Origin of the sequence: Nocardioides sp. REDSEA-S30_B4 (assembly GCF_001627265.1) — a bacterium.
Taxonomy (GTDB): Bacteria; Actinomycetota; Actinomycetes; order Propionibacteriales; family Nocardioidaceae; genus Nocardioides.
The window spans coordinates 17740-43345 of the sequence record NZ_LUPI01000001.1 but is presented as its reverse complement, the minus strand read 5'-3'; the positions used below and the strand labels follow the sequence as shown (position 1 = coordinate 43345).

The following is a 25606-nucleotide window of genomic DNA, read 5'->3' as shown; positions in this document are numbered from 1 at the left end:
GGGCTGGTCGAGGTGCGAGCGAAGCGAGCCACGAGACCCCTCGGGCACCAGAACATCGACCGGTGGTCGAGCAGCGACGGCCGTCTGACGGCCCGAGCGAGCGTCGAGACCACCCACCGCAACGACATGCCGAGCGCCACCGGACGTCCCAGCCGGCTCGACCACCCACTCCTGGGCCCCGCGCACGGACGCCGACACTCCAAGTGGCGTCACCGCCACGGAGACCGTGGTGGTCGGGTCGCCCACCGATCGCCCGGCATAGGCGGCGAGTTCCGGGTGACGCTCAGCCAGTCGCGGCTCCATCACCTCGACCGGCTGGACCTCGAACTCCACGACGTCACCACCTGGGGCGGGCAGCTCCAGTAGATCCCCGCGCAGGTCGCGCTTCACCACCCGTTGATCGACGCGCACCACCTCACCGTCCCCGAGGCCGGTCGAGTCCGACAGCCCGGATGGTCGAGCAGCAAGGAGCGCCAGCGACGAGCGAGCGTCGAGACCATCCTCCGCGAGTTCAGCGGCGACGGCCACCGAGGCCTGAGCGTCATCGAGACCCGGTGACGCAGGCACGGCCGCAACCGCCGGCGCCCCGACAACGGACGCGGCCAGGACAGCGACAACCAGTCGCCGCACGCTCAGCCCCCGAGCGCCCAGCGCCCGAAGAGGGTGCCGGAGTCTTCCAGCAGCATGGTCAGCTCGAGCGGCACGTTGATGGGCGCACCCTCGGTCGTCCGCGGATAGGCGCCAGCCACGAGGCGCGGCACCGTGGTGGCGGCGACCTCGTCGACGCAGCCTTGGAAGACCATGTCCCGCGACAGGTGCGGCCCGCCCTCGCAGAGCTGAGACATCCAGCCGCGCTCGGCGAGTGTGGCCTTCAGTTGCGGCAGGTCGACCCGGTGGGAGCCGAGCTCCAGGATGTGGTCGTCGCCCAGGATTTCCCGTGCCGCCGGCAGCCCGTCGGAACGAGAGCAGGTAGCCAGGTGGACCGACCCGGCCGGCGCCCCTTGGAGCGACTCGGGCACCTGGGCCTTGCGTGACACCAGCACGATCGGCACGTCGGTGGGTGCGTACTTCTCTGCCTTGGCGGTGCCGGCTCCCACGATGATCACGTCGGCCAGCGAGCGCAGCGCCTGGAAGACGCGCTGGTCGGCCGCGTTGTTGATCGAGGCAGTACGTGCGTCGTCGCCGGTGGCAGAGCCGTCCACGGTGCTCACCATGCCCACCCTCAGCCAGGGCTGCCCTGCCGGCGGAGCGTAGAGCTCGGCCAGGTCCGCGTCGGTGATGTTCTCGTTCGGCGTTGCGCCGGTCAGGACTCGCATCGTTACCTCGTCACCCGGTTGAAGACGGCGGGGTCTCCCGCTGGCCCCTAGGTTCGCACCCCGGTGTCACGCCGCGCGGCACCACCCCCGCTCGAATCGGTACAGACCAGCGGACGAGCCCTTCGGGAGGACGAGGACCCAGTGCTGCCAGGACTCGCGAGGCTGCACCCTCAGTGTTCAATCACGCGTAACACGGACGAGATGCACCGCAGAGTGAAGAGAAGTAAAGTCAGGCGTCGCGTCCGGTCGGGCGGACCACAATCCAGCCCCTCATCGTCGAGGGGGTAGCAATACCACGCCGCACGCGCGGAAGCATGGGACCAGCAGCGATGACCCTTCTGTCGGAAACCACGAGCCGGTGGTCTGGCGCCCGCAGTCGCTATCTCCGCGCCCTGCCGCTCACGGCTCTGGCCATCGACGTCGCCCTCATGGTTGGCATCGGGCTGATCGCAATAGTCGGGCGGCGCGAGCTCGACATCTTTACCTCTTCGGCCAGTGTTGAGAGTAGCGCGAGTGTTGCGGGACCGATGATCATCGCAGGATGGATCGCCACAATCGCGCTCGCAGGCGGCTACAAGAAGGATGTCTTCGGCGCAGGCACCGACGAGTACCGTCGAGTTTTCAACGCCAGCATCATTGCCGCCGGGCTGTCGGGCGTCGGTTGCTACCTCGCGAAGTACGACCTCTCACGGGGGTTTTTCCTGCTCGCGTTCGGCGCGGGCATCCCCACGCTGCTCGTCGGCCGGCTTCTACTCCGCCGTGCGGTACAGCAAGCGCGCAAGCACGGCTCACTGCGCCAGCGAGTACTTATCGCTGGCAGCCGCTCGCATGTCGACGAGATCGCAGCTGTCCTTCGACGGGAGACCTGGCTCGGCTATGAGGTGATCGGGGCCCTGACCCCCGAGTACGACCTCGCGGAGGAGACTTCGTCCGGAGTTCCAGTCCTAGGGAATACGAGCGACGCCACCCAATTGGTAGCGGCAGCCCGAGCCGATGTCATCTTCTACGCGGGTGGCTCAGTAGGCGCGTCAAGCCAGTTCCGTTGCTCATTATGGGACCTGGAACTGCACGACGTCCAAGTGGTTGTCGCCCCTAGTGTCACCGACATCTCGGCCGAGAGAATTAGGATTCGTCCCGTAGCGGGGTTACCGCTGATCCATGTGGACCCGCCGACCTGGTCCGACGCGAGTCGATGGGGAAAGCGCCTATTCGACATCATAGGCTCGTCTCTGTTGCTGATCGTCTTCTGCCCACTTATGGCCGCCATTGCAACTCAAATCAAAGTCAACGACCAGGGTCCGGCGCTTTTTCGACAGACACGCACCGGCAGGGAAGGGCGCGAGTTCTCTTGCTTGAAGTTTCGCACCATGGTCGTCGACGCCGAAACTAAATTGGCAGCCCTACACCAGCAGGCCGGATATTCGGAAGGCCTGTTTAAGATTCATGACGACCCCCGGGTGACTTCACCGGGGAGGTGGCTGCGCCGATTTTCGCTGGATGAACTGCCACAATTGATCAACGTCTTGCGCGGCGAGATGAGTTTGGTCGGCCCACGGCCACCTCTCCCGCACGAAGTCGCAGCCTATGACGACTACACATCCCGCCGACTGCGTGTACGGCCAGGAATGACCGGCCTCTGGCAGGTATCGGGACGATCCGACCTGACCTGGTCAGAGACCATCCGACTGGACCTGTACTATGTGGATAACTGGTCAATGCTGCAGGATCTGACAATTCTGTTTCGGACGTTAGGCGCTGTCCTCGGGGCCCGCGGCGCGTACTGACGCCGCCGACCTGAATCCCTCATGCCGGCGCAACACAACCTCCGAACAACTCAGTGGGAGACCAGCATTCTCAAAGCGCATCAGAATTAGATCTACTAAGCGGCTTTGCAGGACTTATGGCTAGTAAGTCACGTCAAGGACTCCAACATGGTCCTTAGTTAGAAGCAAGCGAGGAGTAGCAGTCATTGAGCCTTCGTCACAATATTCGCCGCGCGATTCACCGCCTTTTGGGCCTCATGGCTTCAGTGCGCTTTGCAGGCGCCGAAGGACTGCGCTCAGAGGGATTTCCCCGAATCGTTAGGTTGCGAGGAGGAACTGTTCGCCTTGGCCGCAACGTAAAACTGCACCGCAAGCTACTGCTTCACTTGTACACCCCGTTCGCATTGGTTGAGATCGGGGATGACACTTACCTAAATGAGGACTGTAGGCTTTATTGCTTCGACAGAATTTCAATTGGAAAGTCGTGTGCGATCGCCTGGGGTGTGCATATGACTGACAGCAACCATCACGAACTCGATGACGTGCCGAAGACTCTTCCTATAACGATTGGCGACGGCGTTTGGATTGGCGCTCGCGTCACCATTCTCCCAGGTGTCACTATCGGCGATGGAGCCATCGTCGGTGCAGGTAGTGTTGTTGCGAATGACATCCCGCCCCGTTCGCTGTGCTTGGGTACCCCTGCGCGAGTCGTACGCCAAGGTGTCGAATGGAGGTAGAAGCGGATGCGGTGCCGAGATTCGCCTTCAAGGTGTTGACGATGAGTCCGCCTGACGGCACGCCTCGGAGAAGCCACTTGTAAGTACGCATCCTCGGCGATACCGGAGCGTCGACGGGCTCCAGTAGTCGAAGCGACACCGAGGAGAGGGTGTCGTGGCAAGACGGACGTATGACCCGTTGGTAGTCGAAGAGTACCTAGCGCTGATCGCGCGGGGCGTGGGCTACACCGACGCCAACGCACGTCATTCGGGCCGGGGCTGCGGTGGTGGGCCAAGTTCGCTCCCATCGACTTCCCCGAGGTCGCCTTCCACCACGGCCGGCCGGCCGGGCTTCGCGGGGCACCGGCCCCGGCCGGGACTGGCAGATTTCCTGTGTAACTGGCCTCTGGCGTTCCTGGTTGTCCGAGGGGTTGATGCGTCCCCCGAAGGTGATGGCGAAGGCGTTGAGTGCTGACTCCCATCGGATGACCCATCGTGCCTTGCCGGTGCCGGTGGGGTCGAGTGATCGGGTCACCAGGTAGAGGCACTTCAAGGCGGCCTGGTGCTGGCACAGGCAGAAGCGAGCAGTGGTCGATGATCGCGACTCTGGAGCATCTGCTGGCGCGTGAGGTCGAGGCCACCGAAGCCCGCAAACTCGCCGGTCGACTGCGGTTCGCCTCGTTGCCGACACCCGCCACCTTAGCGGACTTCGACTTCGACGCCGCCCCCGGCGTCGACAAGAAGCTCCTCGACGAGCTCGCGGCCTGTCGCTACCTCGAGTCCGCCACCAACGTGCTCCTCATCGGCCCGCCCAGGGTCGGGAAGACCCACTTGGCTGTCGGCCTCAGCCGAGCCGCAGCCGAAGCGGGCTACCGGACCTACTTCACCACCGCCGCCGACCTCGCCGCCCGCTGCCACCGCGCCGCGATCGATGGACGGTGGTCGACCACCATGCGGTTCTTCGCCGGCCCCACTCTGCTGATCATCGACGAGCTCGGCTACCTCCCGCTGCCCGGCGAGGCAGCGTCCGCGCTGTTCCAGGACGTGTCCCAGCGCTACCTGAAGACCAGCATCGTCCTGACCACCAACCGCGGCGTCGCCTCCTGGGGCGAGGCCCTCGGCGACACCACCGACGCCGCCGCCGCCATGCTCGACCGACTCCTGCACCGCTCCTTCGTGCTCAACCTCGACGGCGACTCCTACCGCCTACGCGACCACCACGCCGAGAACGAAGCACTCCGAGTTACCGCGTCCGGCACCCGCCGACCGCTACAGTGACCACCGCCCAGGGTGGGGACTTTCGATGAGCATCCCTGGGGAACTTCGGCGAGCGCCATCAATCAACGCAGTCGTTTGCTCGCCACCGGCGTCACCAACGAGGGCCACCATGAGGTCCTCGGCATGCGTTTGGCCATCGCCGAGAGCGGTCGGCGTGGAACGAGTTCCTCGCCGACCTGGTGGCCCGCGGCCTGCCCGGCGTGCGGCTGGTGACCACCGACGCGCACCGCGGCCTGGTCGAGGCGGTCGCCGCGAACCTGCCCGGCGCGGCCTGGCAGCGCTGCCGCACCCACTACGCCTTCAACCTGATGGGAGTGACACCCAAAGGCATGTGGCCGGCAGGCATGGCGATGCTGCACAGCGTCTACGACCAGCCCGACACCGCCGCGGTCTACGCCCAGTTTGACCGGCTCCTGGACTGCGTCGACCAAAAGCTGCCCGAGGTCCACGACCACCTCGACCGTGCTCGAGCCGACCTGCTGTCCTTCACCGGCTTCCCGAAGGAGATCTGGACCCAGATCTGGTCCAACAGCCCCACCGAGGGACCCAACAAGGAGATCCGACGCCGCACAGACCCGGTCGGGATCTTCCCCACCCGCGAAGCCATCGTGCGCGTGGTCGGTGCCGTGTTGGCCGAGCAGACCGACGAATGGGCCGAGGGCCGCTACCTCGGACTCGAAGTCCTTACCCGCTCGCGCGTCAACATTGTCCCCACCAACGACACCGAGATCGGAGCAGAATACCTACCCGCCCTGACCGCCTGACCCATCAGCGAAGGAACGCAGCGCTACACCACTCCCGGGGACTTAATCCCCACTACTCGACCCTGATGATTAAGAACTTAGCATCATACTGGTCTACAGTTCCACGGCCGCCCTAGATCGCAATGCCCGTGAATTCACACACTTCAAACTTCTTACCCGACCCAACCCTAGGTCTTTGACTTGGACGACTCATCATTTGATCGGCCCATTTCCCACAGGTACATCTCTATCAGGCCATCGTAGAATCCCAGCAAAGATGCCACAACCAAACCGCGACTGCCGTCCAGAACCCCGCCCCTTACGGTAAGCTTCCACACGGTGCGGAGAAATGGGCGTAGCAGAAGACGCCACACCTTAAAGCGACGACCCATAGCGTATCGCTCTTGCGCTTCTTGACGCGCATACCGCATCAAGCTGCGTTCCACGAATTCAGATACTTCATCATAGTCAAGATGGATCATAACCCCATCTCTAGGCGTAATCGTCGCGACGGGGCCGACCACTGCCACCTGTTGGTGGATTGTGTTGCCCCAGGAACGATCCCAACTGTCCGCACGAAACAGGCCCACCTGCCTCGCCTCCAGCCAGCCGCCGTGACGCACTGCTCCACCGAACAACACGTTCAACCGGGCGAAGCGTACAGCGGACACTTCCCCCGTCGAGATGAACGACCGGAGCGATCGCGCCAAGTCGTCAGTGACGCGCTCGTCCGCATCCATACGAAGAATCCACCCATGCCGAACCAGTGAGAACCCTTGCTTAAACAGACGCTCTACGTTGCCCGAAGCCTCAGGCTGGGCCTGGACGACCCATGCCCCGGCGCGACGGGCGTACTCGGCGGTCTCATCGGTACTGAAATCGTCGATCACGATAACTCTGGTCGCAAGGCTGGCCGCAGAACGGATAGCATCAGCTATCTGCGCAGCCTCGTTTCTCGCGGCAATTACTGCAACTACCTCGTCATCCGACATATTTAAGACCTTATCACTCGATTGCGGAGACTTCGTAGAACCATGCGCAACACTGCACCCACGCGGGCTGCCGCGGAGAAGCCGTGACCGCGAGTTCCCAACATCCAGACATAACCAACGCCAGACGATATGGACCTGAGTTCGGTCATTTCTTCGGGTGCCGTGTTCGCGATCTGCATGATGGCTTCCCCATATTCGCGCACAGGCCGTCGTGAACTGCCGACTGACTTTGAACTGAACTCAAACCGCGAGAGGCTTGTGTCAGCATTTTTAAGCAGCCAGCCACGGCTCGCGAACAAGAATGAAGATTGAGGCAGATACTCCACCGGTGCGCAGTCCCAGCCTAGGCTGGCAGCGAAGATCACCGGCAGACCCGTTTCCTGCGCCTCGAAGACCGTATTTCCAAACGTTTCGCCAATACGCGAATAATGCACGTACAGATCGGCACCTCTATAAATCTCTGAGAGGTCGTCCTGATATGGCAGATCCTCAACCCTCACGCCAGCCACACTTGTCACAGCGTGGGGACCTGGATAGCCGACGCGCACAAGACGTACGGGCCTGCGTGTCTTTCGATGGAGCGCAACAGCATACTCAAGTTCAAAGTTCGACCACTTGATGGGGTCGGGCCTACCTATCCTGAGAAGAGTTAACTCCCCTCTGTCAGGCAGCGACCTAATTGTAGAAGTTCTACCAGAACCCCACCTGGGATTAGGGAGCACAAAGCAGGACGACGTTTGTTTCAGCCCCTCGAGCCGTGACCGGAGCTGGTATCTCATTTGTCCGTCCCTACTCATCAGGCATATTCGGTAGTTCCGGTGCACCGGGCGATTCACACTTGGCATGGCGAAGACGTTCTTTTCAACAATCACGGCCCCCAGTTCAAGACAGTGCTCGAGAGTCCGCCTCTCAGACATAGATATCTCTGCGGAAGATTGCCAAAAGATGACACAATCCGACACGTCCATGGCGTTGAGTTCTTCCAATTGGGCAACAGAGACTGAGTAGGCGAGAGATGTACCTGACTCGGCAATCGCCTCAACAAGCAATTGCGTTCCTCCTCGTCCGTAGGCCCCAGCAGCGGACGTAACCAGAATGAGTTTCTTCACCATTGCGACTCTCTCTCGTAATCTTGAGGCAGTAGACTGGGGTACGTGCCCCGTGAGACCCGTCCCCCCGTCCTAGTCGCAGGCACTCTCTCCGTGGCTCTCCTGCTGGGAGGAACACGATGGGGAGCCTACGTCGGAGTGGGTCCTCTCTACCTGTCTGATCTATTGCTGGCGTTCGCGGGCCTCGGAGTTCTCATTCGGGCGCAGTTGCCAGCCTACCGCGAACTTCGCAAAGGGCATGCTCCTGCTCACGGGCGGGACAGTCAGGTGACATCACTTGCCTTAGTTTGCTGGCTATTGTTGGCCTACACGATCGCCAGGCTGATCATAGGGTCGTCCTTGTCCATTGATGTACTTCGGGATGCCGCTCCTTATGGTTACGTTGTAGTCGCCCTCTTAGCTGGCAGCAGAGTTGGCGGCGCCGACGCGAGAAGCACGTTGGACCGCACCGGCCGCGCACTCACTTGCGTCCTGAAATTTCACGCAGTTTGGGTCCTGGCGGCAACAACTAGCCAAGTTTTCGCGAACTGGCACTTCCCCGTGAACCCAGCGGCTGTACACATCTGGCTGTTCCAGACCCGGAATGATATGGATACCATGCTACTCGGCGTGCTTGCGTCTATTCTGGTTTTTCGGGTTCTGAGTGGGCGTCGATCCGGGTACCCGTTGCTCTGGCTTGCAGTCTGCTTGATCGGCACATTGAGCACTGGATCGAGAGCAGGACTTGCATCAGCCATCTTGCTCTGTTGTCTCTCAGTCGTTCTCGCGTACAGACGAGGTCTAACCCGCAACGCCGGCTTGATCTCCGCGGCCTTAGTGCCCATGTTTCTCATCGGCATGATGGCCGTGCTTCCCCAAACCGACATCGGTCAGCGACTCGCAGGCACACTCGGCGCGTCGGCGGACGGCAGTGAACTCGGTTTGGGGGCTGCCGGCACGACCGAAGCCAGAAAGGAAGCATGGGTCGCTCTGTATAACTACTCAGTCGATGACGCATTCCGGGCAGTTGCTGGAGTTGGGTTCGGCCCCGACGTTCTCTTCGATTCAGGCGCCCGGAGGCTTTTGGTTGGCGCAGATCCCTCCGAAGAGACAATACCGCGAGCACCCCACAACTTCTGGTTAAACACGCTCGCGCGACTTGGCGTCATAGGCCTCATGCTGTACTTTTGGCTGATATTTTTGGCATTGCGGGAGGCGATTCGAGCATGGCCACGCGGAAACGAACTCGATCTCCTAGTCGGTTCTTTGATTCTAGGAACGTTGATCATCGCAACTCTGGGTGTTGTTATGGAGTCACCTTTCGGCGCCGTGCCGTTTTACTACTGCGTAGGCCTACTGATGGCGCAGCAGCGAGCACAGCGGCACACACGACGTAAATACCCTCACTTAGAGAGCGCGATAGCATGACTACCAGTCTGGAAGTATTGACCCCATCATTCGGCTACGGGCGCTACATCACCGAGGCAGGGTGCAGCATCGCTGGTCAAGGCAACTGGGGCGTCACGTGGCGCGTTCAAGATGCTGGCTCCACGGATGAAACATTGTCGGAACTCGCGAACTTTGAGCGCCCAGACCCCGTTTTGGACTTACACGTGCAGCGGGATAATGGGCAGTCTCACGCATTGAACTTGGCTCTCGCCCGTGCTTCGTCGGAGTTCATAGGTTGGCTGAATGCAGACGAATTCTATCTCCCCGGCGCTTTTGACAAGTTTCAGCGCACCGCCGCTGACGATTCGGCCGCGGATGTGATTTACGGTGATTGCGCCTTCGTGGACGCCGATGGCGCGCTTCTTCGCCTCGTCCCTGGTCACACATTCGACATCAGCGTCCTGCGCTACTACGGATGCTTTATCAGTTCATGTACCACGTTCGTCCGAGTAAGTGCGATAGAAGCTGTAGGCGGATGGAATGAAGATCTGCGCCGAAGCATGGATTGGGACTTATGGCTACGACTAGCCGCAAATGGAGCTCGATTCAGATACATCCCCGCACCACTTAGCGCCTTTCGAGTCCATGAGGCACAGGTGACAGCAACTCCGGAAAGTGCCGACGCCGACGAATTCTCGACACTAGATGGTATGCATAACATCACGAGGAGTAGGCGGAGCGCGCGAGCTGCCAAACTTCGACACAGACGTCTTAAGTTGGCTGAGGGCGCATATGTACGAGAGTTGCGAGCAAAGAGGTTAAGGCCGGAGCGCGTGGCATGGACTTCTGATGGGCTCCCTACTGCAGCGGCTACGGCCTTGGCGCACCTCTGAGAATGCGGATCTGGCCGCGCAGTGCTGCAGCTCCTGCACTCATTTCAGATCAACTGCTGTTTTCTGCAGGAAACTTTGGTTGCTCTCTTGTCGCTCTTCATGCTCTAGATAAGGGCAACTTCGGGATCTTCGCATTTGTTTGGGGCGTGTCTTGGGGCAGCTTCGCCGTCCTCTCGGAGGCAACGATCACCCGCTCGCGGATCGCGGATGACCAAACCGGCAGTTCACAATTGGCCGTCCTGAAGAACGCGTATCAAAAGTGCTATCTACTCTTACTAGCACTACTCCTCCCTGTGGTCCTTCTCGGCGGCGCAGGGGCGGCACACGCGTCGGCGGCACTACTCCTGACGGTTTCAGCGTGCTGTATGGGTGCCTCCCGCCAACTCCGCGCGCAACAGCGAGATTGGCGACGCTTAGTCGAAGGATCATGCCTTTACGCCGCCCTGAGCCTTAGTATTCTCATCGGAGTCGCATGGAGCTTCGAAGCGAGCCCAGAAGCGCTAATCGCTGTGTCATCGTTGACACTGTTCGCTGCCTCGGGAGCTAGGGGGGTCGTCGCTTCGCGATTGCGAAATGGCTATTGGGAGGCACTAGGCACTGTCATTTTTCGCGTCGCCTCGGGAGTTGCTTTCGCAACTTCAACAGCGGCCCGAGTTCTGCTCTACACATACTTGCTCACATCTGCTGCCGTTTTGTTGCGGGGGGCTGAAGAATATGCTTACTACGCACAGCTTCTCCTCCTCGTTGCCCCAGCGCAGATTCTATCCGCCAGCCTCCCCTGGCTGTCTATTGGCCGCTGGGGAGCTAGTTCCAGCAGGCCTGAAACGCTCCGAGCAGAGACCCGAACGCAACTCTTCTGGTACTTATCTGCTTCGTTGGTCCTAGCAGTCCTCTACGCTTCATGCGGTGGCTGGGTAGCCGGTCTCGTCGGAATGGAGTTCTCGGGCGATGGCGCCTACCCGTATTACGCTGGGTTGTTGGTTTTTGGCATAGTGATGAGCGTTTGGTCCTCACTACTTAGCCAGGTTGCGAACTGTCCTCGTCGGCAGCTTATTTCCGTTATCGTGGCCGGAGTCGTCGCCACTGCCGCACTCTTTCTGGGCGCGCCTATTGGTCTTGTTGCTGGGTTGCCGTACCTTGCCGCCGGTACCTCCGCTTACATATTGTATGGTCGTCACATCGTGATGTGGGGCGGCTTGGATCATGGAAGGCGGATTCTCGATGCCTGAATACATCTGGCTAGCCGACATTCCTTTCCTGCGCTTTCCTAGCGCGGACAATGCGGCGGACGACATAGTAAAGTCCGCTGCAAGACGCTCGTTTGGGCGAAACGTTCATTTAGCAAATGCGTACACGAGCGTCTGCGCTGCCAAGGACCCGGCTTTTCTTTCGATTCTGCAGCATGCTTGGAGGGTCTTGCCTGACGGTCGCTCGGTGGTTTTGGCCGGGAAGCTACTCCGGGCAATGCGCTTGACTCAGGTGCCGGGACCTTCTCTCTTCGAGGATGTGCTGGACTTTGGTCGTGGCGGGGGGGTTCGACACTTCATGTTAGGGACAACACCAGAGACTCTTGTTAGGCTGCGTGAGAGTCTCGAAAAGAAGTTCCCAGGGGTGCTTATAGTGGGACAACTGGCTCCACCCTATCGAGACGACTGGGACCGGATGGAAGTGCAGGACTGGATTGTACAGTTTGAGGCGGTTAACGCCGACATCGTTTGGATCGGCCTGGGGACCCCGAAACAGGACCGTGTCGCTGGACTCCTCGCTCAACAGTCGGACAGGATCTTCATTGCAGTGGGGGCTGCGTTTGACTTCAGCAGCGGTACGAAGCGTCGCGGTCCACGCATTCTACGAAGGCTCGGGTTGGAGTGGCTCTTCCGCCTGTTAAGCGAACCAAAGCGGCTGTGGCGTAGATATCTGCTCGGGCTTCCGGAATTTGCGTGGGTTCTGCTTCGCGCGGAAAGGAGATGTCGCCAGAGATGAAGATCCTTGTGGCGCATAGCCGCTATTCAGGGAGTCAGCCGAGCGGTGAGAACATCGTTGTCGATGCACAGGTTGCGGTGTTGCGGACTCGGTTTGATGTTGTCACCTATACGAGCCAGACGCCTACTCGTCCTACCTTGAGCAACCGGCTCATTGCCGCGCATTCTATGATGACAAATGGCAGCAACTCGGATATTACGGAATGCATCGCGGACGAAAAGCCCGACTTGGTTCACGTACATAATGTCGTGCCAAATTTGGGTTTGGGGTGGCTAGATGACGTTTCAGTCCCGATTGTCGCCACTCTGCACAACTTCAGGACTATGTGCATGAAGGGAACCATGATGCTCAATGGGAAACCCTGCGCCAAGTGCCGAGCTACGTCGCTGCACGGCGTAGTCAACGGATGTTATCGAAATTCAAGAGTACAGTCGGTGCCGATGAGTGTTCATCTTAGTGGGCCTGTGGCTGATTATCTCTTGGTGCAGCGAGCAACTTGCCTTCTTGCTTTGTCCGAGCGCGCCCTACGTATGCACGTGGAGAACGGGATTCCGCGGGCCAAGATCGAACTTCTGCCGAATTTTGGGCCGGCTAGCACGGTTGTTGACGACGCGGCATCTGGTAGTTGGATCTACACTGGTCGACTGTCCGAGGAAAAGGGACTTCGTCGGTTGATGGAGTATTGGCCACTTGAGGCACCGCTTCAGATCGTTGGCGACGGCCCAATGCGTCGTGAGATCGAGTGGTGGAGCAGCTCGTCCGAAGCGGTCGACTACTTAGGCGTGCGCACGCATGAGGAGGTCCTTGAACTCCTGACTAGTAGTAGAGGGGTCGTCGTTCCCAGTATCTGGGCAGAGGGAGCTGTGCCACAGGTGTATCTTGAGGCGATTGCAGCTGGACTACCGGTGCTAGCACAGCAGGGAAACGCAGCTGCGGATGACATCCATGCGTCTGGCACCGGGGCTACTTACACGGACGCTGCTTCATTGAAGATGGGTCTGGATTACATCCATCGTAACCAACTTACCCTTAGGCGAGCCTCCCGTGCGCGCTATGCAGAGCGGTACACGCCGGCAAAGTGGCTTGAGAGTATTTCCGGACTGTACACAGGAGTTTTGGGAGGCGCTGGGCGGTGAATCACCTGAAAAGTTTCACCTGCGACTGGCATGCGAACCGCGGAAATCCAAAGGCGATATTGATTTTGACGTTGTTCAGAATGGCCTCCACCGCTAGGCAACCGCGCGACTTGCCGCCTCGAGTGGCCGCCATTCCTATCGGGGTATTCTATCGCCTGTTGGTTGATTGGCTACTTGGGGCGGAAATTCCCTGGCGACTTAGGGTTGGACCTGGCCTACGAATTCCTCACGCGAACGGAATAGTTGTCCACGACGACGCTGTGCTTGGCTCCGGGGTCACGCTGCGCCAGCAGGTGACTATCGGGAAACGAACAGATAACGGATTGCCGCCAACTATTGGTGACGACGTTGATTTCGGGGCGGGTGTCCGAGTGCTTGGAGAGGTGCATGTTGGCGCAGGTGCCAAGTTGGCTGCTGGCGCTATTGTCCTCAGTGACGTGCCGGCGGGGGCTACGGTCGCGGGGGTCCCCGCCAAAGTGGTGTCACAGGCAGTTTAGCCTGATATTGCATCTGTGAGAGTGAATCGCCTGTAAGTCTTCGTCGCGGCTGGCCTGGGGCTGGCTGTCAGGGTTAGCGCTGGTCCGCCGGTGCGCGATGTGACTTCTGAATCGCCTGACCCCCTCGGGGGTATCAGCCTGGGATCTGTCCAGCGGACACAGGGTGCCGGCGCCGACCCTGGCCACAACGATGGCCTGATCAGACCTGACTCGTGCCACCGAGGTGTGTCGCGGCGGAGTACCTGGCCTTCACCGCAAGATCGATCTTCTTCGGCATGGCTGCATCCTCCTAGACTCAAACAGGAGCGACGTCGAAACTGGGGTGGTTCAGATACTTCCACATCGTCCGACTTGCCGGCCACTCGCTGAACCGGTCTCCCGCCGGGACCCACCGGCCACCCCCGGGCCGCCGGGCCCCGAAGGGCGACCCGCTACACCTCACGACGCATCCGGTTGACTGCCAAGCGCCTGTCTACAGGCCAGGGAGTGGCTCACAGAATCATTCCCGCTCCCACCGTCACGCCCGTTGCCTCGTCAATGAGGATGAATGAGCCGGTCGTGCGATTCTTCGAGTAGGAGTCGCAGAGGAGGGGGACGGTCGTGCGCAGTTGGACTCGCCCGATCTCATTAACTGCGAGTTCGTGGGTGTCCTGGTCGCGGTGAAGTGTGTTGACATCCAATCGGTACTGAATGTCCTTCACCAGTGCGCGAGCGAGCCGCGTGGTGTGCTTGATGGCCAACTTCTGCCTCGGTTTGAGCGGAGCAGTAGTCATCCAGCACACCATGGCGTCAAGGTCTTGCGTAGGCTGTGGTGCATTCTTGACGCGGGCGATCATGTCCCCACGAGAGACGTCCACGTCATCGGCCAGGCTGATGGTGACGCTCATGGGGGGAAATGCCTCGGGCACCTCCTGGTGGAAGAGATCGATCTTGGAGATAGTCGAGGTCATCCCACTAGGAAGTACGACGACCTCGTCGCCTGGCTTGAGTACGCCCCCGGCCACCTGGCCGGCGTACCCACGGTAGTCGTGGAATTCGTCCGACTTGGGACGCACCACGTACTGGACAGGGAAACGTGCGTCAATCAGATCGCGATCCGAGGCAACGTGGACGTGCTCGAGATGGTGCATCAGCGTGGGGCCGGAGTACCACGGCATGTTCTCGCTGCGGTTGACCACGTTGTCACCCTGGAGCGCCGAGATCGGAATGACCTCGAGGTCGGGGATCGATAGCTTGGTCGCGAACTGGGTGAACTCGTCGTGGATCTTCTCGTAGATTTTCTCGTCGAAGTCAACGAGGTCCATCTTGTTGATGGCGAGCACCAGGTGGGGGACGCGCAGCAGCGAGAGGATCACCGCGTGCCGGCGCGACTGCTCGGTCAGGCCCTGACGGGCGTCGACGAGCACGAGACCCAGGTCGGCCGTAGAGGCGCCGGTCACCATGTTACGGGTGTACTGCACGTGACCCGGGGTGTCGGCGATGATGAACTTGCGGTTCGGCGTCGCGAAGTAGCGGTAGGCCACGTCGATGGTGATGCCCTGCTCGCGCTCGGAGCGCAGACCGTCGGTCAGCAGGGCCAGGTCGGTGTAATCGTAGCCCTTGCCCTTCGAGGTCGCCTCGACGGCCTCGAGTTGGTCCTCGAAGATCGACTTCGAGTCCAGCAACAGGCGTCCGATGAGCGTGGACTTGCCGTCGTCGACCGAGCCGGCTGTCGCGAAGCGCAGCAGGTCCATGTTCGTGGTGACGTTCTCGACGGCCTGCTCGCCGGCGGTGGGCGTCTCGACAGGCTCGACGTGCGAATTGGTGGCCATCAGAAGTAGCCCTCCTTCTTGCGGTCTTCCATGGCGGCCTCAGAGAACTTGTCGTCACCGCGAGTGGCGCCGCGCTCGGTGACGCGGGCGACGGCGATCTCCTCGATGATCTCCTCCACCGTGCTGGCGGTGGACTCCACGCAGCCGGTCAGGGTGATGTCGCCGCAGGTGCGGAAACGGACGGTGCGCTCCTCGGCGACCTCGCCGTCTTTGCACGGGTTGAGCGGCGTCTCGGTCATGAGCATCCCACCGCGCTCGAAGACCCGACGCTGGTGGGCGAAGTAGATCGAGGGGATCTCGATGCCCTCGCGGGCGATGTAGGACCACACGTCGAGCTCGGTCCAGTTCGAGATCGGGAAGATCCGCATGTGCTCGCCCTCGTGGAGGCGGCCGTTGTAGAGACTCCACAGCTCCGGCCGCTGATTCTTCGGGTCCCACTGGCCGAACTCGTCGCGGTGGGAGTAGACACGCTCCTTGGCGCGGGCCTTCTCCTCATCGCGGCGCCCGCCGCCGAACGCGGCGGTGAAGCCATTCTCCTCGATGACGTTGAGGAGGGTGCCGATCTGCAGACGGTTGCGCGAGGTCTTGCCGTCGTCGACGACCACGCCGTTGGCGATCGCGTCGTCGATGCTGGCGACCACGATGTTGACGCCCAGGCGGTTGACCCAGTTGTCACGGGTCTGGAGCACCTCGGGGAAGTCCAGGCCGGTGTCGACCTGCAGCATCGGGAAGGGGATCTTCGCCGGGTAGAAGGCCTTCTCGGCCAGTCGGAGCATCACGATGGAGTCCTTGCCGCCGCTGAACATCAGCACCGGCTTCTCGAACTCCGCCGCGACCTCGCGGAAGATGTGGATCGACTCCGCTTCCAGCTGGTCGAGTTGACTCAGCCGGTAGTCGGCGTGGGTGTCGGGCATGCGAAACAGACCTCTCCTGTGGGAAGCAGGCCTCATCGTAGCCATGAGCATCCATCGTGAGACATCACCGAGCGCTGGACAGCCGCCAGCGTGCCGTGCGCCACGATCACATACGTCTCAGATGTCGTGCGCGTTGCGCACCGGTGACGATCCCGTGCGAGGTCTGTAAGTCGGCTCGGGTCGCCCTAGAGTGCCAGGGTGAAGATCGCAGTCGCCGGACTCGGGTACGTAGGGCTCTCCAACGCTGTCGTCCTAGCCCAGCACCACCAGGTGTGGGCTGTGGACCTCGACGAGACCCGGGTGGAGATGGTGAACCGGGGTGAGTCCCCGCTAGTGGACCCCGAGCTCACCGACTACCTCGCCCGTGGCTCACTCGACCTGACCGCCACCACGGACTCGCACGCGGCCTACGCCGGAGCCAAGTTCGTCGTCGTTGCCACGCCCACCGACTACGACCCCGAGAGCAACTACTTCGACACCACCTCGGTGGAGTCGGTCATCAAGACCGTTCGCCAGGTGAATCCCACGGCGGTGATCATCATCAAGTCCACGGTCCCGGTGGGCTTCACCGCACGGATGCGGGGAGAGCACCTAGGGGCCCACATCGTCTTCAGCCCCGAGTTCCTCCGCGAAGGTCGCGCGCTCTACGACAACCTGCACCCCTCGCGCATCGTGGTGGGCGATCGAACCGAGGACGGCCGCGCCTTCGCGCACCTCATGCTGGAGGGGGCGATCGAGAAGGACGTGCCCGTCCTGCTCACCGACTCCGCCGAGGCAGAGGCGATCAAGCTATTCGCCAACACCTACCTTGCGCTGCGGGTCGCCTACTTCAACGAACTTGACACCTACGCGGCCCGGCACGGTCTGTCGACGGCGCAGATCATCGAGGGTGTCGGGCTCGACCCCCGCATCGGTTCCCACTACAACAACCCGAGCTTCGGCTACGGCGGCTACTGCCTACCCAAGGACACCCGCCAGCTTCAGGCCAACTACCAGGACGTACCGCAGAACCTCATCAGCGCCATCGTCTCGGCCAACACGACCCGCAAGGACTTCGTCGCCGACGACATCCTCAGGCGCCAGCCACGTACGGTCGGCGTCTACCGACTGGTGATGAAGGAAGGGTCTGACAACTTCCGGATGTCCTCCATCCAGGGCGTGATGAAGCGGATCAAGGCCAAGGGCGTCGAGGTCGTCATCTACGAGCCGACGCTCGAGGACGACCTGTTCTTCAACTCCGAGGTCGTGCGCGACCTCGACGAGTTCAAGAAGCGCAGCGACGTGATCATCGCCAACCGGCGCGCCGAGGAGCTCGACGACGTCGAGGACCGCGTCTACACCAGGGACATCTACGGGCGGGACTGATCCGTAGGGCGAGGGGGTCTCGACGCCCGCTCGCTGGCACTCGCTGCTCGACCACCTCAGCGCGGATGAGACGGCGCTCACCCATGCCTGGGACACGACTGGTTTGATGTCCTGAACCCCGATCGTGGAGGCAGGACACGTGGTTCCCAGCAGCACCGACCGGCGCAGGCGCGCACTCATCACCGGCATCACCGGCCAGGACGGTTCGTACCTCGCCGAGCTGCTGCTCGGCAAGGGCTACGAGGTGCACGGTCTGATGCGCCGCTCCTCGTCGTTCAATACCTCGCGCATCGACCACCTCTACCAGGACGCCCACGACCCCGATGCGCGGCTGTTCCTCCACCACGGCGACATCACCGACACCAGCCGACTGACCAGCCTGATCCAGTTCGTGCAGCCCGATGAGGTCTACAATCTCGCGGCCCAGTCGCACGTGCGAGTCTCCTTCACCGAGCCCGAGCACACGACTCAGGTCACGGCGATCGGCGCGGCACGCATCCTGGAGGCGCTGCGCCTCTCCGAGGTGCCCGCACGCTTCTACCAGGCCTCGAGCTCCGAGATGTTCGGCGCCACGCCGCCTCCGCAGCGGGAGGACACCGCACTGCACCCGCGCTCGCCGTACGGCGTGTCGAAGGTCTTCGCCCACTGGATGACGAAGAACTATCGCGAGGGCTTCGGCATGCACGCGGTGAGCGGCATCCTCTTCAACCACGAGTCACCTCGCCGGGGTGTGACCTTCCTGACCCGCAAGGTCACCCGCGCCGTGGCCCGCATCAAGGCCGGGATCGAGTCGGAGCTCTGGCTGGGCAACCCGACTGGGGCTACGCCCCGGAGTACGTCGAGGGCATGTGGCGGATGATGCAGGCCGACTCCCCCGATGACTACGTACTGTCCACCGGCACCGCCTGTTCGGTGCGCGACTTCGTCGAGGCCTCGTTCACCCACGTCGGCCTGGACTGGGAGAAGCACGTCCGGTTCGACGAGCGCTACCTGCGCCCCACCGAGGTCGACGAGCTGATCGGTGACGCGAGCAAAGCCGCGCACGACCTCGGATGGAAGGCCACGGTCACTGCGCTGGACCTCGCCCGGCTGATGGTCGACGCCGACATCGCCGCGCTCGAGCACGGCGCCGGGTGGATCGACCGGCCCCAACTAGCCGACTGGCCGGTCCTGCCCTTTTGAGTCGCCGGACGGCGTGGTGCGCCGGCCGGCATAGTTCCAGGTGTCGAGCTCGCTCACCGTCGGCGCACCCATGAAGGGTAGCCCCTGCTCCTTGCGCAGGAAGCCCCAGATGATCGGCAGCAGCAAGAGCACCACCAGTCCGACGACGGCGATTAGCACCGGGTGGGTCTCCTCGCGCCCGAGAGGTGCCCAGCCCGCCTTGTCCAGCAGCGCGACCCCGGACATCGTCAACACCACAACGATGCCTCGGCGGATGTAGGACTGCGGCACGCGGGGGGCGATCTTCGCACCCAGCAGCGTGCCCGGCACCGAGCCGAGGATCAGGGGGATCGCGATACCCCAGTCAAGACCGTGAATGGCAATGTTCGCGACCGCAGCGGCCAGCACCAGCGGAACGGCCTGCACCAGGTCGGTGCCGACCAGCTTCACCGCCGAGAGCCCCGGGTAGAGCATCAGCAGGGCGATCATGATGACTGAGCCCGATCCCACGCTCGTGACGCCCACCAACAAGCCACCCAGCATGCCGACCAGCAGCGTGGGGATCGGCCGCACCGGCGGGTTCGGGTCGCCCGGGTCGCCTCCGGAGCGGACGCGGCGCAGGTTGATGTAGAGCCGCAGCGCATAGGTTGCCGCCGCGAACAGCAGCGCGAACCCGATGCTCAGCTTGAGCACCCGGTCGAGCTCCTCGGCATCGGTGGTGAACGCCTTGACGGCGTACGGGCCGACGAACGCCATGGGGACCGAGCCGATGATCAACCACATCGCGAGCTTGAGGTTGGGCGAGCCCTCCTTGGCGTGCACGGCCGCGCCGCCGGTCTTGTAGACCGCAGCGGCGGTCAGGTCCGCCGTCACCACGGTTGCGGCTTCGCCCCCACCGACGCCGAGGAAAATCAAGGCCGGCGTCATCAGGGCGCCTCCGCCCATGCCGGTGAGGCCGACGACGACCCCGACGACGAATCCGGCGACCGCGATCGACAGGGCGGTGAGGGTGAGGATGTCGGTCACACGGACACCTTGGGGGCGAGGGCGGCCAGGGCCGCGCGGAGGAGGGACTCGATGTGGGCCGCGGCGCGCTCGCACGCCTCCGGGCCACGGCGGTAGGGGTCAGCCACGTCCAGGTCGGGGGACGCCGTCGCGCGGTGTGCGCCGACCGCTGCGAGGAGCTCGAGGCCGTGGAGGCCCTCTTGCCCGGCGAGGGAGTCGACGAACTGACCGAGGGTGAAGACCTTGCGGAAGAGCGCCGGGTGGTCGTCGAGGATGAACTGGCGGTGGTCGGCCTCTGCCGTCAGCACCACGTCGGCCCAGTCGAGCTCGGCCTTCGTCAGGGGGCGGCTGCGGAAGTCCTGCTCCCCGGTGACACCACGAGGCTCAAGGGTGACCGCCATCTCGGGGTTCATCGGGTGGTCGCTGAAGCCGTGAGTGCCGGCCGATCGGAACTCGATCGCCGCGTCGCCGGCCAGGTGGCGGGCGGTGAGCTCCATGAAGGGGCTGCGGCAGATGTTGGCGGTGCAGACGAAGAGGACCTTGAGGGGTTCGTCCGGAGCCTGGGTGGTCTCGGGGGCCTCGGTTCCGAGACGGCGCTGGCGCGCCTCCTCAACCGGTGGCTTGTCGGTGGTCTCGACGCCCGCTCCTCGCTGGCGCTCGTCGCTGCTCGACCACCTGTCAGGGGTGCTGAGCGGGAGGTCGAGGTAGCCGGCTTCCTGGAGCGCCACGATCACGTCGTCGAGGGCGTCGGGGATGGTGCGGCCGGTGGTGTCGACGCGGACGTCGGCGTCTCCCGGGACCTCGTAGGGGCTGGAGATGCCGGTGAACTCCGGGATCTCACCCGCGCGGGCCTTCGCATAGAGCCCCTTGCGGTCGCGGCGCTCGCACTCCTCCAGGGGGGTCGCAACGTGGACGAGGAAGAACGCACCTCCAGCATCCTCGACCATCGCGCGGACCTGCTGCCGCGTCTCGTCGAACGGGGCGATCGGGCTGACGACCGCCAGGCCGCCGTGACGGCTGATCTCGGCCGCGACCCAGCCGATCCGGCGGATGTTGGTCTCGCGGTCGGCCTTGGAAAAGGTCAGGCCGGCCGACAGGTTGCGGCGGACCACGTCGCCGTCGAGGCTGGTGATGGTGCGTCCGCCCTGCTCGAGAATCTTGTCCATCAGCGCGCGCGCCAGGGTCGACTTGCCGCTGCCGGAGAGACCGGTGAAGAACAGGACGAGCCCCTGCTCGTCGGGCGCCGGACGGTCTGCGGCCACCACAGGGGCGGCCACCTCGGCGTAGTCACCCTCGGGGTCGTCGGCCAGCGCCACGACAGGGTCGTCGCCGGCGTACGTACCCAGCACCTGCACGCCGAGAGCGTGGTCGGTGTTTGGGTCTTCGTGCGCGGCCAGCGGGACCGCGACGACCGCGGCTTCAGGCAGGGTCTGCGCCACCAGGCGGGTGGCGCGGATGAGGGCCACGGGCGAAAGGTCCGGGGTGCCGGTGCCGACCAGCGCCACCAGCACGACGGCCCCGAGGCCGCGTACCTGCTCGGCCTGGGTCTCGGTCAGGGCGTCGGTGACGGGGACCCAGGTGCGACCGGCGTACTGCTCCCGGGCCTGGGCGGGGGTGAGGTAGAGCTCGCGGAACGGGCCGTACTGCGCGTGGGTGAGCGCGTCCACGCTGCCGCCGGGCACGGTCACGCGGGCGAGAGGGAGACCCTCAGGGTCGACCAGCTCCACGCCGCCCGCGGTGACGGCGGCTGCGTACACGTCCTCCGGAAGAACAAGCGAGATGAGGCTCTCGAGGCTCGCTTCGCTCGCACCTCGACCACCGGCGGCGCGCACCGAGAACGAGGTGAGGGGGGCGAGGGCACCGGTCGCGAGGAGCTCGAGGTCGTCGAGCTCGCGCGGAGTCGGACAGAACTGCGGGAGGGCACTCACCCGAGTATCTTGACAGAACTAGTCGAGTTTCAGGGGATGCAGGTGCCGGGACTACGTTCGCGGTCATGACGTCGCTCCCCCACTCCGCTCAGGCCGTGGTCGCCGAGATCGTGCGCTCCGGCTTCGTCGAGGGGCATCACTACGGCTCAGTGGTCGCGCTCTCGCCCGACGGACGCGTGGAGTGGTCGGTCGGAGACGTGGACTCCCTGGTGCTGCCGCGGTCGTGCAACAAGCCGCTGCAGGCCGTAGCGCTGCTCGAGGCAGGGCTCGTCCTCCCGCCTGACCTGCTGGCGCTGGCCAGCGCGTCGCACTCGGGAGAGCAGATGCACCTTGACGGCGTGCGGCGCCTGCTGGAGCGGGTCGGTCTGACCGAGGACGACCTGCAGTGCCCGGTCGACTGGCCGATGATCGACGCGGTTCGCTACGAGGCGCTGCGGGCCGGAGCAGAACCCTCACGGCTCTTCATGAACTGCTCCGGCAAGCACGCGGCGATGCTGGCCACCTGCGCCGCCAACGGATGGGACACCGCGACGTACCTGGACCCCACCCATCCGCTGCAGCAGCAGATCGTCGAGACGTTCTCGCGACTCACCGGAGAGACAGTCGACACGATCGCCGTGGACGGCTGCGGCGCCCCTCTGCTCTCCACCTCGCTCACCGGGCTGGCGCGCGCGTTCCGCACGCTCGCGGTCGCCACTGAGGGGCCGGAGACGGCCGTTGCTGAGGCGATCCGTTCGCACCCGGAGCTGGTGTCCGGATCGACGCGGGACGAGCTGGCGCTGCTGCGGGCGATCCCGGGCGCGATCGGCAAGGCCGGGGCGGAGGCGTGCTACGCCGTAGCACTGCCCGACGGGCGGGCGTCCGCGTTGAAGATCGACGACGGGGGTGCCCGGGCGCGGCCTGTCGTGATGGCGGCTGCGCTGGAGCGCTCCGGGGTGCTCGATCTGCCGGGTGTCGATGCTGCTGCTGTGCGGCGCACCGGGGAGCACGTGCTTCTGGGTGGCCGCGTGCCGGTCGGGGAGATCAGGGCTGCTTTGTAGGTCACCGGGTTTCGAGGCTCGTCGCTGGCGCTCCTCGCACCTCAACCGGCGGTGGGGCATCGCCGCCGGCGATCCTCGCGCCTCGACCGGCGGGAGCGGCGTCGCAGCGACCGCGTGCGTCCCAGCACTCCGGGGCATCTCGTAGGCTGCACGTGTGCTGGACGTGCGATCGCTGGACCTGAACTTCTACCTCGTCGTGGCCTTCGTGCTGCTGGTGGTGAAGATCTTCGCGTTCGTGAACTCGCTGATGCACTCCAATGAGGAGTACGAGGCGGCCGGCAAGCTAACCAAGACGGCCTGGTCGCTCATCCTCGGGCTCGGGGTCGTGGTGCAGCTGCTGCTCGGCGGTCCGCTGGGGCTGCTCAACATCGTGTTCACCATCGCGGCGTTCGTATACCTAGCGGACGTGCGGCCGGCGATCGGTGGGCTGCGCCGACGTTGAGCGTCGGGCAAGTGGTCTCGACGCCCGCTCCTCGCTAGCGCTCGTCACTGCTCGACCACCTGAGTGCGCGGGGTCTCGAGAGGCTCGCTCCGCTCGCACCTCGACCGCCGGAGAGCCCGCTGGCTGAGCGGGTCGCTTGCTGAAACATCCGTCGGTTAGGGTTTTCGGCAGACGCGCAGGCTCGGCGCGCCGACGAACGGAGTCTCTGTGGAACTGCGTGATTACCTGCGCATCCTTCGGCGGCGGTGGCTGCTGATCGCGACGCTGACCCTCCTGGTGGTCGGGGCCGCTGCTGCGTGGACCTTCACCTCTACCCCGCAGTACCAGTCGACGGCACGCGTCTTCGTCTCCACCACCTCCTCGAGCTCCGGCGACTCAGTCGGGGAAGCCTTCACCGGCGCTCAGTTCTCGGGCCAGCGGGTGAAGTCGTACGCGGACCTCGTCACCAAGAGCACAGAACTCGCTGGATGGGTGATCGACGATCTCGGCGCCGACATGACCGAGGGCGAGCTGCTCGGAGAGGTCGCGGCGTCCGTCGTGCCAGACACGGTCATCATCGACCTCTCGGTCACCGACCCTTCTCCGACGATGGCCCAGGCCTTGGCCCAGTCCTACGCCACCGGGCTGAGCGATCTCGTGCGCCGACTGGAGACGTACCCGGGCAACAGCGACTCACTCATCCGGGCGAGCATCGTGGACTCAGCGTCCCTGCCGACGTCCCCGGTGGCGCCTCAGCCGGTGCGCAATCTCGGGCTCGCCGTCGTCCTCGGCCTGCTGCTCGGCTTCGGCATCGCGGTACTCCGTGAGCTGCTCGACACCACGATCAAGTCCCCCGAAGACGTGCGTGAGTCCTCCGACGCACCGCTGCTCGGCACGATCGGTTATGACCCCTCGATCCGCACCCAGCCGCTGGTCACCTCGCTGGGCTCGCACGCACCGCGGGTCGAAGCGTTCCGCGTCCTGCGAACCAATCTCCAGTTCGTCGACGTGGACGCGACCACCAAGGTCTTCGTGGTCACCTCCGCGCTCCCTGGAGAGGGCAAGACAACCACCGCGGTCAACCTGGCCATCACCCTGGCCCAGGCCGGCCAGAAGACGCTGCTCGTCGAGTGCGACCTGCGCCGTCCGAAGGCATCGCTCGCTCTGGGCCTGGACAACTCCGTCGGCGTCACCACCGTCCTGGTCGGCAAGGTCGCCTTCGAGGACGCCCTGCAGGAGCACTCGGTCTCTGGACTGACCGTCATGGGCAGCGGCGCTGTGCCGCCCAACCCGGCAGAGCTGTTGCAGTCCAACGCGATGGCCGACATGCTCACGAAGGCGAAGGGTCGATTCGACACCATCATCATCGACGCACCCCCGCTACTCCCCGTCACGGACGCCGCACTGCTCGCCGTGCAGGCCGACGGCGCGATCGTCGTCGCGGCCCACGGCAAGACCACGCGCGAACAGCTCTCGCAGGCCCAGGACCGGCTCGCGCAGGTCGACGCCGATCTGGTGGGGCTCATCCTCAACATGACGCCGTCCCGCCGCCGTGGTGGCTACGGCTACGGCTACGGCTACGGCTACGGCTACGGCTACGGCTACGGCTACGCTCCCGAGGACGTCGACAAGCCCACGCGCGGCGCTCGTCGCGCGGACACCGGGTCGTAAGGTCCACTCCATGACTCGACCTGGACGGCTCCGTCTGGCCTCGCTGGCTCTCCCCTCACTGCTGGTCCTCAGCGTGGCAACCGGCTGCAGCGACGACTCGAGCCGTCCCGACGATCCCGAGCCCACCGGGGTTTTCCTCTCCGAGGCAGCGACGCCCGACGCAGAGGACGGGCTCCCCGCCGACTTCCCCCGCGACGTCGTTCCGGTGCTCGACGGAGAAGTCGCCTCCACCGACGGCGACGCCGACGCAGGGTTCTCCATCACCACGAACATCTACTCCGCGGAAGCGGAGCCGGTCCTCGACGCGGCGATCGCAGCACTGGAGGACGCCGGCTGGGAGCTCACCGACCGGACGGACGAGCTCGGCTTCCCGAGCGCGACCTTGCGCCTTCCGGCTGGGGGACTTGTGATCCTGCAGGCGTTCCCGTCGGACGACGACGTCAACCTGACCTATTTCGCGCGCGTCGACTCCTGATCAGCTGATCGGCGGCCGCCC

The 25606-nt window shown here is 63.6% G+C and carries 19 protein-coding genes and 2 pseudogenes; 14 read left to right on the top strand and 7 right to left on the bottom strand.

Translation table 11 applies throughout. From position 1 onward, the window contains the following. Positions 1-632 precede the first annotated feature (632 nt). Positions 633-1316 carry a dihydrofolate reductase family protein gene (locus A6R01_RS00215; RefSeq protein ID WP_292602104.1) on the bottom strand — a complete coding sequence of 228 codons (684 nt, stop codon included), beginning with the start codon at positions 1314-1316 and terminating at the stop codon, positions 633-635. 329 nt (positions 1317-1645) lie between these two features. On the opposite strand from A6R01_RS00215, the gene A6R01_RS00210 reads away from it, so the two are divergent. The 4 genes and pseudogenes from A6R01_RS00210 to A6R01_RS00195 all read left to right on the top strand — a co-directional run. Next, positions 1646-3100 carry a sugar transferase gene (locus A6R01_RS00210; protein ID WP_292602101.1) on the top strand — a complete coding sequence of 485 codons (1455 nt, stop codon included), beginning with the start codon at positions 1646-1648 and terminating at the stop codon, positions 3098-3100. 236 nt (positions 3101-3336) lie between these two features. Then, positions 3337-3816 carry an acyltransferase gene (locus A6R01_RS18220; protein WP_366925083.1) on the top strand — a complete coding sequence of 160 codons (480 nt, stop codon included), beginning with the start codon at positions 3337-3339 and terminating at the stop codon, positions 3814-3816. 501 nt (positions 3817-4317) lie between these two features. Next, positions 4318-5073: an IS21-like element helper ATPase IstB gene (gene istB, locus A6R01_RS00200; RefSeq protein ID WP_292602094.1), complete on the top strand. Its 756-nt coding sequence runs from the start codon at positions 4318-4320 to the stop codon at positions 5071-5073. Positions 5074-5148: 75 nt separating this feature from the next. After that, positions 5149-5837: pseudogene (locus A6R01_RS00195) on the top strand (transposase); the annotation flags it as partial. A 167-nt stretch (positions 5838-6004) separates the two neighbouring features. Here A6R01_RS00195 and A6R01_RS00190 read toward each other — a convergent pair. Further along, the gene (locus A6R01_RS00190) at positions 6005-6808 is read right to left on the bottom strand and encodes a glycosyltransferase family 2 protein (RefSeq protein WP_292602091.1); all 804 of its coding nucleotides are present in this window, start codon (positions 6806-6808) and stop codon (positions 6005-6007) included. A 2-nt stretch (positions 6809-6810) separates the two neighbouring features. Beyond that, on the bottom strand, positions 6811-7587 hold the full coding sequence (locus tag A6R01_RS00185; RefSeq protein ID WP_292602290.1) for a glycosyltransferase family 4 protein: 777 nt from the start codon (positions 7585-7587) through the stop codon (positions 6811-6813). 375 nt (positions 7588-7962) lie between these two features. On the opposite strand from A6R01_RS00185, the gene A6R01_RS00180 reads away from it, so the two are divergent. The 4 genes from A6R01_RS00180 to A6R01_RS00175 all read left to right on the top strand — a co-directional run bounded on the left by A6R01_RS00180 (position 7963) and on the right by A6R01_RS00175 (position 13297). Then, positions 7963-9324, top strand: coding sequence for an O-antigen ligase (locus tag A6R01_RS00180; RefSeq protein WP_292602088.1), 1362 nt, complete (start codon positions 7963-7965; stop codon positions 9322-9324). After that, positions 9321-10178 carry a glycosyltransferase gene (locus A6R01_RS18215; RefSeq protein WP_366925082.1) on the top strand — a complete coding sequence of 286 codons (858 nt, stop codon included), beginning with the start codon at positions 9321-9323 and terminating at the stop codon, positions 10176-10178. The genes A6R01_RS00180 and A6R01_RS18215 overlap by 4 nt, the downstream gene beginning before the upstream one ends. Positions 10179-11381: 1203 nt before the next feature. After that, on the top strand, positions 11382-12161 hold the full coding sequence (locus tag A6R01_RS18210) for a WecB/TagA/CpsF family glycosyltransferase (protein WP_366925081.1): 780 nt from the start codon (positions 11382-11384) through the stop codon (positions 12159-12161). After that, a complete protein-coding gene (locus A6R01_RS00175) occupies positions 12158-13297 on the top strand; it encodes a glycosyltransferase (protein WP_292602085.1) in 1140 nt (379 codons plus the stop codon). The genes A6R01_RS18210 and A6R01_RS00175 overlap by 4 nt, the downstream gene beginning before the upstream one ends. A gap of 988 nt (positions 13298-14285) precedes the next feature. On the opposite strand, the gene A6R01_RS00170 is transcribed toward A6R01_RS00175, so the two are convergent. Both A6R01_RS00170 and cysD read right to left on the bottom strand, forming a co-directional pair. Next, a complete protein-coding gene (locus tag A6R01_RS00170) occupies positions 14286-15527 on the bottom strand; it encodes a GTP-binding protein (RefSeq protein WP_292602287.1) in 1242 nt (413 codons plus the stop codon). Between the two features lie 77 nt (positions 15528-15604). Next, positions 15605-16519: a sulfate adenylyltransferase subunit CysD gene (gene cysD, locus A6R01_RS00165; RefSeq protein ID WP_292602080.1), complete on the bottom strand. Its 915-nt coding sequence runs from the start codon at positions 16517-16519 to the stop codon at positions 15605-15607. A gap of 198 nt (positions 16520-16717) precedes the next feature. On the opposite strand from cysD, the gene A6R01_RS00160 reads away from it, so the two are divergent. Next, entirely contained in the window at positions 16718-17884 is a 1167-nt protein-coding gene (locus A6R01_RS00160; protein WP_292602077.1) for a nucleotide sugar dehydrogenase, read from the top strand. A gap of 124 nt (positions 17885-18008) precedes the next feature. After that, a pseudogene (gmd, locus tag A6R01_RS00155) lies at positions 18009-19066 on the top strand (GDP-mannose 4,6-dehydratase). On the opposite strand, the gene A6R01_RS00150 reads toward gmd, so the two are convergent. Continuing rightward, positions 19037-20071, bottom strand: a complete 1035-nt coding sequence (locus A6R01_RS00150; RefSeq protein ID WP_292602074.1) for a sulfite exporter TauE/SafE family protein — start codon at positions 20069-20071, stop codon at positions 19037-19039. The pseudogene gmd and the gene A6R01_RS00150 overlap by 30 nt on opposite strands. Then, positions 20068-21978 (bottom strand): adenylyl-sulfate kinase, encoded by a 1911-nt coding sequence (cysC, locus tag A6R01_RS00145; RefSeq protein WP_292602071.1) that lies wholly within the window; start codon positions 21976-21978, stop codon positions 20068-20070. Before cysC ends, A6R01_RS00150 begins: the two co-directional genes overlap by 4 nt. Positions 21979-22043: 65 nt before the next feature. On the opposite strand from cysC, the gene A6R01_RS00140 reads away from it, so the two are divergent. From A6R01_RS00140 to A6R01_RS00125, 4 genes are all read left to right on the top strand, one after another. After that, positions 22044-23018: an asparaginase gene (locus tag A6R01_RS00140; RefSeq protein ID WP_292602068.1), complete on the top strand. Its 975-nt coding sequence runs from the start codon at positions 22044-22046 to the stop codon at positions 23016-23018. Positions 23019-23172: 154 nt separating this feature from the next. Next, positions 23173-23460 (top strand): DUF2516 family protein, encoded by a 288-nt coding sequence (locus tag A6R01_RS00135; protein ID WP_292602066.1) that lies wholly within the window; start codon positions 23173-23175, stop codon positions 23458-23460. Between the two features lie 207 nt (positions 23461-23667). Continuing rightward, positions 23668-25110 carry a polysaccharide biosynthesis tyrosine autokinase gene (locus A6R01_RS00130; RefSeq protein ID WP_292602063.1) on the top strand — a complete coding sequence of 481 codons (1443 nt, stop codon included), beginning with the start codon at positions 23668-23670 and terminating at the stop codon, positions 25108-25110. Positions 25111-25120: 10 nt separating this feature from the next. Beyond that, a complete protein-coding gene (locus A6R01_RS00125) occupies positions 25121-25585 on the top strand; it encodes a hypothetical protein (protein ID WP_292602060.1) in 465 nt (154 codons plus the stop codon). Positions 25586-25606 lie beyond the last annotated feature (21 nt).